Below are 14,103 nucleotides of genomic sequence, written 5' to 3' on the forward strand. Positions count from 1 at the left end.
GGATGCGGGCGCCACAAGCGGAGCGGCGGTCGGGCCGCCGAACAACGCACCACCACCCCCGTCGGCCCGCCGCCGGTCCGCGCGTCCCCTCCCTCCCTGCCCCTCCCTGCGGAGGGCGGGGACGCAGGACCGCCGCGGCGCACGCGCGGACCCGGCCGGGGCCCCGGTGGCCCGTCGGGTGCACACGCCCTTGTGCGGACGGGGGACCCCCGTCCCGGAGTGTGCGTCCACGACGATGGGGAGCCACCGGGGCCTCCGGTCCGGCCCGCTCCGGTCGACCGGGGACCGGCCGCGCCGCACGCGACGATGCCCGCGTTCGGGGGAACGCGTCCGTCGGGGGCCGTCGCGTGCGGCGCCTGCGCCGCTGGGGGCAGGGGCGGCCGGGGAGGCAGGGTTCTGACGGAGCCTGCCTCGCGGCCCCGGTCGTCCCGGCCCGGGCGCCGCGTCGGCCGGCTCCTCCTCCCCGACGGACACGGGCCCGTGTCCGGTCGGCGGTCATCCGGCGCGGTGGCCGTAGAGCTCCCGGAGCCTCCGGCGCAGCAGCTTCCCCGGGCCGCCCGATGCGTCCCGGGTGCGGGGAAGGTCCCTTGCCACGACCACAGTGTCGGGGCGCCGCTCCTCCGGCAGGCGCTCGGCCAGCGCCCGTGCGACCCCCTCGGACGTCACCTCGGCGCCCGCACGCGGGACCACGGCCAGCACGATCCCCTGCTCCACCGCAGCCGCTCCGTCGGGGTTCTCCGGGACGCCCACCGCACCGCACTCGGCCACCCCTTCCACCTCCAGGGCCGCCTCCTCGACCCGGGCCGGCTGGGTCCACCTGCCGCCCTTGAGGATCGCGTCCGACCGCCGACCGAGCACCCGCAGGTTCCCCTCGGCGTCCAGCACGCCCAGGTCGCCGCCGACGTACCAGACGCCCCGCAGCACCTCGGCGGTCTCCTCCGGGAGCCCGTCGTACCCGGCCATCCGGTGCGGGCCGGCCAGGTTGATCTCGCCGGCCTCGCCCACCGCCGGCGCGCCGTCCGGGCCGGTCACCCGGACCGCGAACCCGGTGCGGGCCCGGCCTGAGGACCGCCGGTCCCAGGCCTCGTCGTCGATCCGCCCGCACACCGAGTACGGGGCCTCGGTCTGCCCGTAGTACCCGTAGACCCGTGCCTGCGGCAGGCGGTCCTTGATCCGCTTGAGCAGCGCGGGGGCGATCGGCTCCCCGCCGAGGACCACCGTGGTCAGCGACGACAGGTCCGCCTTCTCGTGCCCGGTGTCCGCCAGCAGGGCGCTGAAGAATCCGGGGATGAGGCTCACGTGCGTCACCCGCTCCCGGGGCACGACCCGCAGGAAGTTCTCCGGCCCCCAGTCCTGCTCCAGCACCAGGTGCATGCGTCCGTACAGCGCCGGCCCCGCGATGGCGGGGAAGCCGATGCCCCAGATGATCGCGCCGGTGCCGAAGACGCCGTCCGGGCCGCCGGGGATGTCCTGCCACAGCCGGGCGGTGGCGAGCGCGCTCGCGTGGGTGTGCACGACCGGCTTGGGCAGGCCGGTGGATCCGGAGGTGTAGAACAGCGCCAGCGGGTCGTCCCCGGAGCCGTGGACGGGCGGCTCGGTGTCCGGCGCGTCGGCGCCCAGCGCGTCCAGGTCGACACCGCCGACCGCGCCGTCGGGAGGGCCGCCGGTCCGGATCCAGGCCGTGACGCCGGGCAGGCGCGGTCGCACCGCGCGCACCAGCTCCTCGGCTCCGGCGTCGTAGACCAACGCCGAGGCGCCCGACCGGGCCACCACCCCGGCCAGGACGTCCGCCTCCCAGTAGGGGTTGAGCGCCGCCGTGACGGCGCCCGACTTGAACAGCGCGGTGTAGACCTCGGCCACCGTCACCGTCTCGGTCAGCAGGGCCGCCACCCGCTGCCCGGGCGCCACGCCCGCGCGGGACAGGGCGTGGGCGCGGCGGTCGACGGCGCGGTTCAGCGCGTCGTAGGTGAAGCGGCGCTCGCCCCGGTAGGTCAGGGCCGTGCGGTCGGGGGCGGCCAGCGCGCTCGCGGTCAGGATCGCGTATCCGTAGTTGCCGAAGGGGTCGGCGGCGGGGGCCGCCTGCGGGTTCTGCTCCACCTGGCCTCCTGGGGTCGGGCCCGCGGGGTGTCCCGGCGCTGGGCCGGGGCGGGGTGCGGTCAGGTCCGGGCGTCGGGGACGGGGGTGTAGAGCACGACGGGGTGGCCGTCGGGGTCGGCGACCACGGCCCGCACCTCGTGCGGGCCGGCCTCGGCGGGCCGCAGCACCCGCGCGCCGCGGGCGGCGGCCGTCCGCACCGCTGCGGCGACGTCGCCCACCCGCACCGACGCGGCGGGGACGTCGGCGGCGGCCTCCCCGTCCGAGGCCAGGGCCAGCGTCGCCGAGGCGCCGTCGCCGAGGGCGGCATAGCGGCCGCCGTCGGCGAAGCGCACCGGCAGTCCCAGGACGTCCCGGTAGAAGGCCAGGGACGCCCGCAGGTCCCGGGCCGGGTAGACGACGCCGCGCACGCGTGCGGCCCCGCCGTCCGCGTCGGCACGGCCTGCTCGACCGGCTCCATCGGTTCCGTCAGCGGTCATGGGGCTCCTCGCCGCCGTCGGGGCGGAAGTCGGGGATCGGGCCGAAGCCGGGCAGGTCGGTGAAGACGACCCGTACCGGCAGGCCCACGCGGACGCGGCCGGGCGGGCAGTCCCGGAGGCCGCCGAAGGCGCGCAGCCCCGGCTGCTCGGCGAGTTCCACCCAGGCCAGGGTGTAGGGGACGGCTCCGGAGAAGCCGGGGGCGAACGAGCGGTGCACGGTGGTGTGGGTGACGATCCGGCCGCGCCCCGACACCGGCTCCCAGGGCNGCTCGGGGAAGTGGACGAACCGGCGGCAGGCGGCGCAGCGCTGGATCGCCAGCACGCCCCGGCGGCACGACCGCCAGTAGGGCTCGGTCAAGGGGGTGGGCACCGGGTGCGGGCGCCCGCCGTCCGCGTCCATGGCCACCGTGACCTCCCGGGTCCCGTGACAACCGCGTGCAGTCAAGCTAGCGTATGCTTGGTCGACCGGCAAGGGCGGTCCCCGCGCCGCCGGAAGGAGGCCCCGTGCAGGAACGGCCGCGGTCCGGGACCGCCGGGGACGCCGAGCCGCGCAGCGGCGGACCGGGCCTCCTCGGCCTCGAAGGGCGGACCGCACTGGTCACCGGAGGGGCCGGAGGGATCGGCCGGGCCGTGTGCGCGGCCCTGGCCCGGGCCGGGGCCGCGGTGGTGGCGGCCGACCTGGACGCGGCCGCCGCGCGGAGGGCCGTCGCGGACCTGCCCGGCGCCGCCGCCGTCGGCGCGGACCTGGCCGGCCCCGGCGGCGTGGACGCGGCCGTCGCGAGGGTGCGGGCCGCCGTGGGCCGGGTGGACGTGCTGGTGCACAACGCGGGGGTGGGGGTCGTGGGCCCGTTCGTGCAGAGCGACCCGGGCGACTGGGACCTGATGTGGCGGGTCAACGCCCGCGCCCCGATGCTCCTCACCCGCACGTTCCTGCCCGGCATGGTGGAGCGCGGGTTCGGCCGCCTGGTGTTCGTCTCCTCCGACGGCGCCCGTGCGGGGGCCGGCGGCGAGGCGGCCTACGCGGCGACGAAGGCCGCGCTGCTGGGCCTGGCCAAGTCCCTCGCGCGGGAGACGGCGCGCCAGGGTGTGACGAGCAATGCGGTGTGCCCGGGGCCGACCGACACCCCGATGCTGCGCCGGGTGGCCGAGGAGCACCCGGGCATGGTCGAGGCGCTGGCGCGCAGGATCCCGGCCGGCCGCCTGGGCGAGGCCGCCGACGTCGCGGCGGCCGTGGCCTTCCTGGCCGACCCGGCGGCGTCCTACATCACCGGCCAGACCCTGTCGGTGAGCGGCGGCATCACCATGCACTGACCGGCGTTCCGGGGCGGGGCGGAGAGGAGGAGCGATGCGGGTGGGGCGTCCGTCCCGTGGCCTTCCCTCCGCCCGGCGCCCTGCCCGCCCGGCTGGACCACTGCCGACACCGAGGGAGCGCGGAGGGAAGGCGTGTCCATCCGCTCCATCCGCCGGGCCCGACACGGCCCCCGTGGAGAACCCCTCAGAGAGGGACGACCACGACGGCATGCGGGCGGCGTGGCCTGTCCGACAGTGTCCGCCGCAGAGGCGGCGGTCGGGACGGTCGGTCCCACCGGGCCGCCGCCGCTGCGCGGCTGGATCAGCAGCGGCCCAGGGGGCGCGCCCGTGTCCACTTCTGAGGGGCCGTGGGCGGGACCCTGGTTTCGGCGGCCGATGCCGCCGACAGGGGCCCAAGGGCGGGGCGTGTTCTCCCTTCGCCTCGCACTCCGGAGCGGGGCCGGTGTACGGGCGTTCGGGGTGTCGCGCATGCGTGGCCGCCGTGCCGCCGGGGCGGTGGGCAGCCCGGCGGACGACAGGAGCGGTGAATGCGCGCCGACTCAGCGCAGGCTGTCGTACACGGCCTTCACCAGGCGCATGGACCGCATGCCGCCCGACAGTTCGGCGCCCAGGCCGTTCATCACGTACCCGATGGAGATGCCGTGGTCGAGGTCGGCCAGTCCGATCGAGCCGCCCGAACCGGTGTGGCCGAACGCCCCCTCCTGGGCCGCGCGGGGCAGGGCGAACACCAGGGAGGGTCGCATGAACCCCAGGCCGAAGGAGCTGGTCAGGTGCAGCACACGGTCCGGGCCGCTCACCCGCGGGACCACGGCCGCGCGCAGCGTGTCCGGGGAGACGATCCGCCCGGCCGCCAAGTCCCGGTAGAACCCGGCCAGACCGGTGGCGGTGGTGGTCAGCCCCGCGGCGGGCCAGCCCGCCGCCATCACGCCGGGGTCGTTGAACCCGCCGCGCACCGCGGTCATGTCCGGGTTGCGGAAGGAGCGCGAGTACAGGCTCTCCGGATCACGGGCGGCCCGCGCCATCTGCGCGATCGGGTCGTCGGAGGGGCCGTCGGCGATGTCCGCGGACCGGGACGGGCCCGCCGCGTGCCGGGTCAGCCGCGCCGCTTTCTCGGCGGCCTCCGGCGGCGCGCCCACCCACATGTCCAGCCCGAGCGGCCCGGCGATCTCGTCGGCGGTGTAGGCGCCGACGGCCCGCCCGTCCAGCCGCCGCACGATCTCACCGGCCAGCCAGCCGTAGGTGAAGGCGTGGTAGCCGTGCGCGGTTCCGGGCTCCCAGGCGGGCGCCTGCCCGGCCAGCAGTTCGGCCATGGCCGCCGGGTCGGCGGCCTCCTCGGCGCCGACCGGCGTGTCGAAGGCGGGCAGCCCCGCCTGGTGGGAGAGCAGGTGCTCGCCGGTGGTCTTGCCCTTGCCGTGCGCGTCGTACCCCGGCCACCAGGAGGCGACCGGCTCGGTGAGGTCGTGCCCGCCCCGCTCGGCCACCCGCAGCGCGGCCGCCGCGGTCACGGCCTTGGTGCAGGAGAACGCGAAGCAGGGGGTGTCGCGCCGCCACGGGCGCTCCGCCCGGCGGTCGGCCCAGCCGCCCCACAGCTCGACGACCTGCTCGTCGTCCACGTAGACGCTGACGGCGGCGCCGACCTCCAGCCCGCGCGCGAAGTTGTTCTCGAAGACCGTGCGCACCCGCTCGAACCCGGGCGCGCACGCCCCCTGGACCCCGCTCTCCTCGGTCACTGCCCCCTGCCTTCCCGTTCTCGGGCGATCCGCGCATCGTATCGACCGCCCCGCGGACGCCCGCGTCCGGCCCGGACCGACCGAGTGATCGGCCTCGGGCCCGCCTGCCGGAGCGGTGTGACCGACCACGGGCGCGATCGCCCGAGTCCGGGGGCCGAAGGAGGACCGGCGGGAAGGGCCCCGGCGGCCGGGTCCCGGGGGACGGAGGCGCCCCGTTCCGGGCACAGCGTCCCTGACCGGACTCGACCAGCGGGAACCGGGCCGTTCCACGGCACCGCGGCCGAGCGGCCGGAGGTCCCTGAAGGGGCAGCGCGGGCGACGGCGGGCGGAGTGGTCCTCTCGCACGGGCCAGGACTGCGTGCGGGTGTTTGCACGAGTGAAGAGGGGCGCCCCGCGTCGATGCCGCGCCGACGCGACAGAGCCGCTTCCCGCACACGGCGCGACCCGCCGCGCGCTCCCGCTCGGGCCGGCCTCAGGGCCCGCGGTTGCGGACGCCCGGATGCTCGGACGCGCTCTGCCGCGCCGCAGGCGATTCAACGGCCCCCGTCGACCATCCAGGCGAGGACACGGTCCGTCCTGATTCCCGCCCACGCCCCGCCCCGGGCCCAGATGAGAGGAGTCCCGTATGCCGGACGAGAACCCCGCCCCCGCACCCGACGGGCCGCACAACTGGGGCCGCTGGGGACCCGGCGACCAGCTCGGCGCCCTCAACCTGCTCACCCCGCCGACGGTGCTGCGCGCCCTGGGCGCCGCCCGCGAGGGGCGGGTCGTCAGCCTCGCCCAGCCGATCGAGGGCGCGACGGCGAGCGGCCGTCCCGCCCGTGTCCCCCACCTGGCCGGCCGGCCCCTCCCGCAGCACTACATGGCCGTGGACGGGGGCGACCAGGCGGCCGGGGCGCCGCCGCTGCCCGGGGACCGCCGGGTCGCCGACGACGCCCTGGTGCTCTCCCCGCACGGCACCTCCACCCACATGGACGCCCTGTGCCACATGTGGGCGGGGGAGCGCCTGTACAACGGCCCCCCCGCCGGCCGGGTCGGCAGCCGCGGCGCCGCCCGGCTCGGCATCGAGCACGCCGCCGCGCAAGGGGTGCTGGCGCGCGGGGTGCTGTTCGACGCGGCACGGCACCGGGGCGCCGACCGGCTCGGACCGGGCGAGGGCATCGGCGCCGCGGACCTGGAGGGCATGCCCGGCGCGGCGCTGCTGCGCCCGGGGGACGCCGCCGTCGTGCGCACCGGATGGCCGCTGGCCTGGGAGGAGGACCCCCGGATGTACCAGGGGGCCCAGCCCGGCCTGGACGGATCGGCGGTGCGGTGGCTGGCCGCCCGGGACGTGGCCCTGGTGGTGTGCGACAACGCGGCGGTGCAGGCGCTGGGCGCCGACGGCGGGCCGGTGGACGCGCCCGAGGACGACGCGCACCTGGTGCTGCTCTGGCGGCACGGTGTACCGCTGGTCGAGATGGCCCGGCTGGAGGAACTCGGCTCCGCGCTGTCCGGGACGGGGCGCGCGGACTTCCTGCTCGCGGTGGTCCCGCTGCCGGTCGGGGGCGGTACCGCCAGCCCCGTCAACCCCCTGGCGGTGCTCTGATGCGTCCGGATGCGGCCGGATCCGGACGCCGGATCCCCCTGGCGGGTCGCTTATCCCGCATTTATCGTTGCTGCTCATGTGGGCCACAGGCGAGGCAGGCGAGGAGGAATCGAGACATTCCGGTTATCGGAAATGGGTACGGGCGTGACCGGAGCGCCGCTAGGTTCTTCTCGGCGGTGCGGCCCCGCCCCCCAGGGCGCCGAATCCCGAGAACCGCACCCGGCCGGGCTCCCCGGACCCCCACGTCCGCAAGGGGAGCCGTGACGGCCGCGGATTTCCCCCCGCGGCCGGCCCCAGGGGCTGTCCCCCGCCCCTGGGCCCGGCTCCTTCCTCCCTGCCGCCTGTGGCCGCAACGAGCCCTCTCCCCGTGCCCCCTTCCTCAAGCGCGCCCGCCGCATCACCCGCCGGGATACCCGCCCCCGCCGTAGGCGGCGTCCAGCGCGTCGTAGTCGGGCCGGTGGCCGTCCTTGGGAAGCGCATCGGTGAACACCACCCGGCGCGGCTTCTTATAGGAGGCGAGCAGGCCCCGCACGTGCGCGACCACCTCCTCCTCGGTCGGCGCGGGTCCGGGAGCGCACTGGACCACGGCCGCCACGCTCTGCCCCCAGGTGTCGTCGGGGACGCCGATGACCGCGGCGTCGGCGATCCGCGGGTGCGCCTTCAGCGCGCGCTCGACCTCGGCGGGGTAGACGTTCTCGTTCCCCGTCTTGATCATGCGCATCCGCGGGCCGATGAAGGTGATCGTGCCGTCGGCCTCCCGGCGCCCGAGGTCGCCGGTGCGGTGCCAGTCCCCGCGGAGCGAGCGCGCGGTCGCCTCGGGGCGGTCGTGGTAGCCGCTGAAAAGGCTCGGCCCCCGGGCGGTGATCTCACCGGTCTCCCCGGCGGGCAGCTCCTCGCCGCCGGGCCCGGTGATGCGCACCTGCACCATCGGTGACGGCCGCCCCGCGGTGCCCTCGCCGTCCGGCCCCAGCGCCAAGTAGGTGAGCATGCCGCAGGCCTGCGTCTGGCCGTAGCCGCCCATGCCGGACGCGCTCCAAGGGTCGGTCCCGACGGTGACCTGGGCGTCCCATTCGGGGGAGTGCGAGGCGAAGTTCAGGCTGGACAGGTCGTGCACGGGTGCGCCGTCCTCGCCCCGGTTGGCCTCGGCGACCGCGTCGAGCACGGGGCCGAAGCCGAACATGTGGTCCGCGCGCTCCGCCTCGATGAGCCGCGCCGCCTCGGCGGCGTCGAACGCCGGCATGTACACGTTGGTCCCGCCGGCGTGGAACGTCGCCAGGTTGAACATCATGGTGCCGACATGGAACAGCGGTCCGCTGTTCAGGAAGGTGAACCCGGGGCCGATCCGGCGCACCTGGAACAGGGCGGCGTTGTGCGCGATGAGGGCGCCATGGCTCAGCAGGGCGCACGCCGGGCGGCCGTCGAAGGCGGCGGTGTACAGGCCCAGGACGGGGAGCGAGCCGTCGGTGTCGCCCGCCGGGTCCTCCTCGGGCGCCGAAGCGATCAGCTCCTCATAGGGGTCGCCGCCGGCGGCCCCCTCGCCGTCGGCGTCCGCCGCGCCGTCGCAGCGGATCCACAGGCACTTCTCCTGCGCGGGCTCGGCGGACACGGCCGCACGCGCCTCCCGCACGGCCGGCTCCAGGTCGCCCCCCTGCCACAGCACGGCCGCCGGGGCGAGGTCGCGCAGGACGAACGCGAGCTCGTCGGCGCTCTGCCGCCAGTTGGCGGGGACGAAGACCGCGCCCAGCCGGGCCGCCGCGAGCAGGCCCTCCTGGAGCCGGACCGAGTTCCGGCCGATGTAGAGGACGCGGTCGCCGGGCCCGGCCCCGGCGTCGGCCAGCGCGCGGGCCAGCCGGGCGGTGCGGGCGTCGAGCCGGGCGTAGGACAGGCGGAGCGGGCCGTCGACGGCGGCCGTGGTCGCGGGCCGCGAGCGGCGGTGCTCGCGCAGGACGTCGGCGAGGGTGAGCGTGTGCACGGACATCGGGCCTCCGGGGGCGTGGCGCGGGGCTCGGTCTGCGGCGGGCGGGGGCCGTGATCAGGCGAAGGCGGGCATGACCTCGGCGGCGAAGAACTTCAGGACCTTCTTCATCTCCTCCAGCGGCATCCGCCGGGTGCTGCCGAAGTCGCACAGCAGGTGGCCGTAGCCCATCTCCTGGAGCATCCGCACCTGCCCGACCACGCGCTCGGGGTCGCCGACCACCTCCAGGCGCTCCCAGCGGAAGTCGGTTCCGACCTCGGCGCCCTTCATGTAGCGGTTCTGCCAGTACTCGAAGCCCTGGGCAACCTCGCCGGTCCGCCGGTCCAGCGGGGCGCTGCGCTCGTTGAAGATCCGGGTGCGGTCGAAGGAGGCCTCGAAGCGCTCCAGGTCCTCCCGGGCCTGGGCGGCGGTGGGGGCGACATGGACCGAGCGGCTCACCACCAGCTCGGCGCCGGCGGGGTCGTGGCCGTGGGCGGCCGCGGTGGAGCGCCAGGCCTCGGCGGCCCGGGCGACGCGGGAGAAGGGGGCCGCGGGGTCGGCGAGGATGGGCAGGCCGCGGGCGGCGTAGCGCTCGACGGTCTCGGGGCTGACGGCGGCCACGTGCACCGGCGGGCGCGGCTCCTGCAAAGGAAGGGGCATGAGGACGACGCCGTCCTCCAGGGCCGGGGCGACCGAGGAGTAGGCGCCCCGGCGGCGGACGGGGGCGCCCTCCCAGAGGGCGAGCACCGTCTCCAGCGCCTCGTCGAAGCGCGCACGGGCCTGGGACAGGTCGACGCCGAACCCGTCGAACTCATAGCCCTGGTAGCCGCGGCCGACGCCGAGGTCGAGGCGGCCGCCGGAGAGGACGTCGACCAGCGCGGCCTGCTCGGCGACGTGCACCGGGTTGTACAGGGGGAGCACGACGATGCCGGTGCCCAGGCGCAGGCGCTCGGTCCGCCCGGCCATGTGCGCGAGGAAGGCCAGGCCGGAGGGGACCGAGCCGTAGTCGCGGAAGTGGTGCTCGGCGACGCGCGCGCCGTGGAAGCCGAGCTCTTCGGCGAGCTCGATGAGTTCGGCGTGGTGGTCGTAGACCTCTTTGACGGACTGGCCGGCGAACCGGTGGAAGAGGTGGAAGGTGGAGAACTTCATGGCCGCACCCTTCCTCGCGGACGGATCCTCGCGGGCGGACCGCGGACCGGACTTCTACCAAGCGTTCGCTTGGTAGGCTAGCAGGGAGCCGGAGGCCCGGCCAGATCCCCGGGTGCGCGCGGTCGTCCGCGGGCGGGGCGGAGCGGCGGCCTCCACGGGCGGCGCGGTAGGTTCGGCACCATGGCGATCAGGCACATCGCGCTGTTCCGCTGGAACGGCGAGGCGACCCCCGAGAAGGTGGACCAGGTCCGCGACGCGCTCTCCCAGCTGCCCGGACGCATCCCCGCGCTGCGGGCCTACACCTTCGGGCCCGACCTGGGCATCTCCGAGGGCACCTACGACTTCGGCGTGGCCGCCGACGTGGACGACGAGGCCGGTCTGGCCGCGTACCGGGACCACCCCGACCACCAGGCCGCCCTCGCGCTCATCAGGCCGCTGCTGGCCGACCGCGCCTCCGTGCAGATCGCCCTGCCCGACCCCGGCTAGGAGGGGCGGGGCGTCCGCGGGAGCGTGGTCCGCCCCCTCGGGGCTCGGAGTGCTCAAGGCCGTGACCTCTCGGCCGCCGGGTGCCGGCCGGTCCGCGGTCGGAGCGGCGCCGCGCGGGGCAGGACTCGCGGTCGGTTCCGGCGGCGGTCCGGGCCCCTCAGGCTCGTGCGGCCGTACCCCCTCGGAGCGTCCTTCGTGTTCGCCGTGCCCGTTCCGGAAGCGGGCGGGGCCATCGGGAGTGGTGAGATCACCACTTACTCGCACATCGGGTGGTGATCTCACCACTCCCGATGGCCCGGCACCTCCTCGCGTCCCCGATATGCAGGGGGTGAGCGGGTCGCCTGCCGTGCCGTCGTTCCCGTGTGTACCGGGCCGCGGGGCCCGACGGGCGGGGCCGGGTAAGCGCCCCGCCCATTCCTCGTCGCCCCTGCTCTCGTGGCGGCCATGGTGCGCCGATGGACCGGCCGGTCAGGGGGGAGTCGGCCGCCCGGCCCACCGGGGTGCGGCCATGGAACCGCCGGCCCCTTCGTCGGGCCCAGGGGTGCACGGGCAAAGAGATCCGCAGGTGCACCGAGTGCTACCTGGTCCGGAGCCTCCACCGGTGCCTCGAAGCGGTCCGCGCTCACCGGTGCCTCCGTGGGGGGCATCACAGAGTCCACCCCTGCGGATGTCGCTGAACTCCCGGGCGAGCGGCGCGTCCCCTGCTCGGTGACCGGGGCCGGGACCTCCGGTGGCCTCGGGGCGGCCCGGCCGGTCGGACGTGCCGGTATCGGTGTGGTGTGCGCCATATCGAATCGATTGCGACCCTTGCGTTAGAACGTGTTTCAAAGCTAGCTTCAGTGGCGAGCCGAGCCCGGTGAGGGCGCCCGGTGGGCCCCGCCCGCCAGGCGTGCCGGACGGCAGGCATGAGAACGCGTCGCCTGCCGGGGATGGATCGCGCCCCGTCCCCGGCGGGCGGCGTCCGGCCCCCGCTCCCGCCCGTCCCCGCCTCCGGGAGGCCCCATGGGCGCAGACGGCATCGCCGAGCGCGCCGCCGTCGTCGGTGTCGGGGCGACCCCCCTCGCCCGCGCCTCCGGCCGCACCCCTCTGGCACTGGCCGCCCAGGCCGCCCGCGCCGCCCTGGACGACGCGGGCATGGCCGCCGACCGGGTCGACGCCGTCCTCTCCTACCACCTGAACGACTCCGCGCCCGCCACCGACCTCGCCCGCGAACTGGGCCTCGCCCGGCTGGGCTGGCACAACGACATGCACGGCGGCGGCACCCAGTGCGCATCGGTCCTCGGCGACGCCGCCATGCTGGTGGCGACCGGCCAGGCCGAGACCGTACTGGTCCACCGCTCGCTCAACGGCCGCTCGGGCCGCCGCATGACCGGGCTCGGCCTGCGCCAGGGCGAGGGAGTGGAGCGCCAGTTCACCCTCCCCTACGGGCTGGCCGGCCCGGCCGCCCAGTTCGCCCTGGTGGCCCGCCGCTACCTGCACGACGCCGGGCTCGGCGAGCGCGACCTGGCCGCCGTGGTGGAGTCCTCGCGCGCGCAGGCGGCGGGCAACCCGCGCGCCCTGCGGCGCGAACCGCTGCCCTGGAGCGCCTACCTGGAGGAACCGGTGATCGCCGAGCCGCTGCGGCGCGCCGACTGCTGCCAGGAGGCCGACGGCGCGTGCGCCCTGGTGGTCGCCGGCGCGCGGCGCCCCGAGGCCGAGGGCGCGCCCCGCATCCGCGCGGTGGTGCGCGGCGGCCGCCCGTCCCTGTCCCGGCTCGACCGCTCGCCCGACCCGGGGGCAGTCTTCTCCGACGAGGTCGCCCCGCGCCTGTACGCCGCGTCGGGCATGCGCCCCTGCGACGTGGACGCCGCCTACCTGTACGACGCCTACTCCTTCCTGGTCCCGCGCCAGCTCGCCGACTTCGGCCTGGTGGAGCCGGGGGAGATGGCACGGGTGCTGCGGGAGGGCGGCGTCACGGCGGCGGGGGCGGAGCGGGCGGGGGGAGTGCCGGTCAACCCGCACGGCGGCCTGCTTTCGGAGGGGTACGTGCACGGACTCAACAACGTCGCCGAGGCGGTGCGCGAGCTGCGCGGCGACGGCGCGGGGCGGATCCCCGGGGCATCGACGGCGCTGTGCACCGGCTTCGGGGGCGCCTACGGCAGCGCGGCCCTCCTGGTGCGCTGAGCAGTCCGGCCGGGTCCGGCAGTGCTGCGGCCATGAGCGCCGCCGGACGATGCGCGGCGTGCCTGTACGAGGGGGCGTGCTTCCCGCGTCCGTGCGGCCGACGGACGACCAGGACGCAGATCGGCCGGTCGACCCGCCGATCGGTGTCCTCGCGATCGGCCGCCGGCCTGTTCCCACGTCCCCGATGATCTGCCGGGGTCTTCGTCGGTTCTGTGGGGCGGGCGAGGCCGGTCTCGGCCGTGCGCAAGGGCCGGCCGGGTTCGTTCGTGAGCAGGGGGCGGCGATTGTCGATCGGTCTCGACGGCACCCCGATGCGCAGCGGGGGCGAGTCGGTGGCTTCCGACAGCACTGCTCTGAGGCGGAGCGCACGCGGCGAAGCGAGGACGGACGGCCGTCAGGTGCGGCGAGTGAGGACCACACTCGGTGATGAGGAAGGGCACCGCCGCTTCCCGGACTCATCGGGACCGCCGCGCCGTGGGCCCTCCGGGCGCTGTCGGAAACCGGCGACGAGCGCTCTCAACTGAGATCGACGGTCGTGTCCGCTGGTGTGGTGGAACTCTGCGGGCCCCGGCCGCCCGCACCGACACCCCCGTTGATCTCGGGAGAGTCGGGGTAATACCGGCGAGTATTACCCCGGCTTCCCCGAGATCAACGGCGAGGAGGGGGCGCGCACCCGGGGGGCGCCGATCGCGCCGCAGCGGCCGCACCGCTCACACGGGCGAGGCCCAAAGTTCCACCACTCCAGCGGACACGACCAGATCGACTCGGTCAGGCGGCGCCCGGCGCTCTGCGTCGGCCGCCCAGACGGTACGGCGGTCACAGGTCCCGGAGCCCCCGGGCGGGCCGCCTCCTCCCTGTCGGTTCGTCGTCTGCCGCCCGGTCGTGTCCCGCGGAGTGGTGTGACTGATTTCGAATCGACGTGAGCACGAGCACCAATCAGCTGGTCAACACGGGGGCCCGTGTTCGAACAGCGCTGGAAAGCTCCACCACGCCGGCGGACACGGCCCTCCGCCTCGATCGGAGGCGGCCCACCGCCCGGCAAGCGGCCGTGAGTGGGGGACCTGCTGCTCCGTCGCCGCCTCTGGACTGGACCGCGAGCGACCTTGGCGTTGATCTCGGGCGAGTCGGGGTAATACCGGCNGCCCGAGATCA

At 76.2% G+C, this 14,103-nt stretch carries 10 protein-coding genes; 4 read left to right on the forward strand and 6 right to left on the reverse strand.

What is annotated here, in order from left to right; genetic code table 11:
• Positions 1-495: 495 nt before the first annotated feature.
• From D450_RS0112260 to D450_RS0112270, 3 genes are read right to left on the reverse strand one after another with little or no spacing between them, the layout of a single operon-like run.
• Positions 496-2,097 (reverse strand): class I adenylate-forming enzyme family protein, encoded by a 1,602-nt coding sequence (locus D450_RS0112260; RefSeq protein WP_017538964.1) that lies wholly within the window; start codon positions 2,095-2,097, stop codon positions 496-498.
• 59 nt (positions 2,098-2,156) lie between these two features.
• Positions 2,157-2,573, reverse strand: a complete 417-nt coding sequence (locus D450_RS0112265) for a VOC family protein (protein ID WP_394296823.1) — start codon at positions 2,571-2,573, stop codon at positions 2,157-2,159.
• A complete protein-coding gene (locus D450_RS0112270) occupies positions 2,563-2,973 on the reverse strand; it encodes a Zn-ribbon domain-containing OB-fold protein (RefSeq protein ID WP_039820418.1) in 411 nt (136 codons plus the stop codon). The genes D450_RS0112265 and D450_RS0112270 overlap by 11 nt, the downstream gene beginning before the upstream one ends.
• Positions 2,974-3,077: 104 nt before the next feature.
• On the opposite strand from D450_RS0112270, the gene D450_RS0112275 reads away from it, so the two are divergent.
• A complete protein-coding gene (locus D450_RS0112275; protein WP_017538967.1) occupies positions 3,078-3,884 on the forward strand; it encodes an SDR family NAD(P)-dependent oxidoreductase in 807 nt (268 codons plus the stop codon).
• 539 nt (positions 3,885-4,423) lie between these two features.
• Here the strand turns inward: D450_RS0112275 and D450_RS0112285 are convergent.
• On the reverse strand, positions 4,424-5,614 hold the full coding sequence (locus tag D450_RS0112285) for a serine hydrolase domain-containing protein (RefSeq protein WP_017538968.1): 1,191 nt from the start codon (positions 5,612-5,614) through the stop codon (positions 4,424-4,426).
• Positions 5,615-6,239: 625 nt separating this feature from the next.
• Here D450_RS0112285 and D450_RS0112290 point away from each other — a divergent pair.
• Entirely contained in the window at positions 6,240-7,199 is a 960-nt protein-coding gene (locus D450_RS0112290) for a cyclase family protein (protein ID WP_017538969.1), read from the forward strand.
• A gap of 397 nt (positions 7,200-7,596) precedes the next feature.
• Here the strand turns inward: D450_RS0112290 and D450_RS0112295 are convergent, their stop codons facing one another.
• Together D450_RS0112295 and D450_RS0112300 are read right to left on the reverse strand one after the other, a co-directional pair.
• Positions 7,597-9,177, reverse strand: coding sequence for an AMP-binding protein (locus D450_RS0112295; protein WP_017538970.1), 1,581 nt, complete (start codon positions 9,175-9,177; stop codon positions 7,597-7,599).
• A gap of 54 nt (positions 9,178-9,231) precedes the next feature.
• Positions 9,232-10,302 (reverse strand): LLM class flavin-dependent oxidoreductase, encoded by a 1,071-nt coding sequence (locus D450_RS0112300; RefSeq protein WP_017538971.1) that lies wholly within the window; start codon positions 10,300-10,302, stop codon positions 9,232-9,234.
• Between the two features lie 180 nt (positions 10,303-10,482).
• Between D450_RS0112300 and D450_RS0112305 the strand changes: the two genes are divergently transcribed.
• Both D450_RS0112305 and D450_RS0112310 read left to right on the forward strand, forming a co-directional pair.
• Entirely contained in the window at positions 10,483-10,788 is a 306-nt protein-coding gene (locus D450_RS0112305) for a Dabb family protein (protein WP_017538972.1), read from the forward strand.
• Positions 10,789-11,790: 1,002 nt separating this feature from the next.
• Positions 11,791-12,951, forward strand: coding sequence for a thiolase C-terminal domain-containing protein (locus D450_RS0112310; RefSeq protein WP_017538973.1), 1,161 nt, complete (start codon positions 11,791-11,793; stop codon positions 12,949-12,951).
• Positions 12,952-14,103: the final 1,152 nt, after the last annotated feature.

The sequence above is a fragment of the Nocardiopsis halophila DSM 44494 genome, from assembly GCF_000341245.1.
GTDB lineage: Bacteria > Actinomycetota > Actinomycetes > Streptosporangiales > Streptosporangiaceae > Nocardiopsis_A > Nocardiopsis_A halophila.

Excerpts from the sequence above, each read along its gene's own strand:
- D450_RS0112265 (WP_394296823.1), bottom strand. The coding sequence starts at position 2,573 with ATGACCGCTGACGGAACCGATGGAGCCGGTCGAGCAGGCCGTGCCGAC.
- D450_RS0112305 (WP_017538972.1), top strand. The coding sequence starts at position 10,483 with ATGGCGATCAGGCACATCGCGCTGTTCCGCTGGAACGGCGAGGCGACC.
- D450_RS0112300 (WP_017538971.1), bottom strand. The coding sequence starts at position 10,302 with ATGAAGTTCTCCACCTTCCACCTCTTCCACCGGTTCGCCGGCCAGTCC.
- D450_RS0112295 (WP_017538970.1), bottom strand. The coding sequence starts at position 9,177 with ATGTCCGTGCACACGCTCACCCTCGCCGACGTCCTGCGCGAGCACCGC.
- D450_RS0112290 (WP_017538969.1), top strand. The coding sequence starts at position 6,240 with ATGCCGGACGAGAACCCCGCCCCCGCACCCGACGGGCCGCACAACTGG.
- D450_RS0112310 (WP_017538973.1), top strand. The coding sequence starts at position 11,791 with ATGGGCGCAGACGGCATCGCCGAGCGCGCCGCCGTCGTCGGTGTCGGG.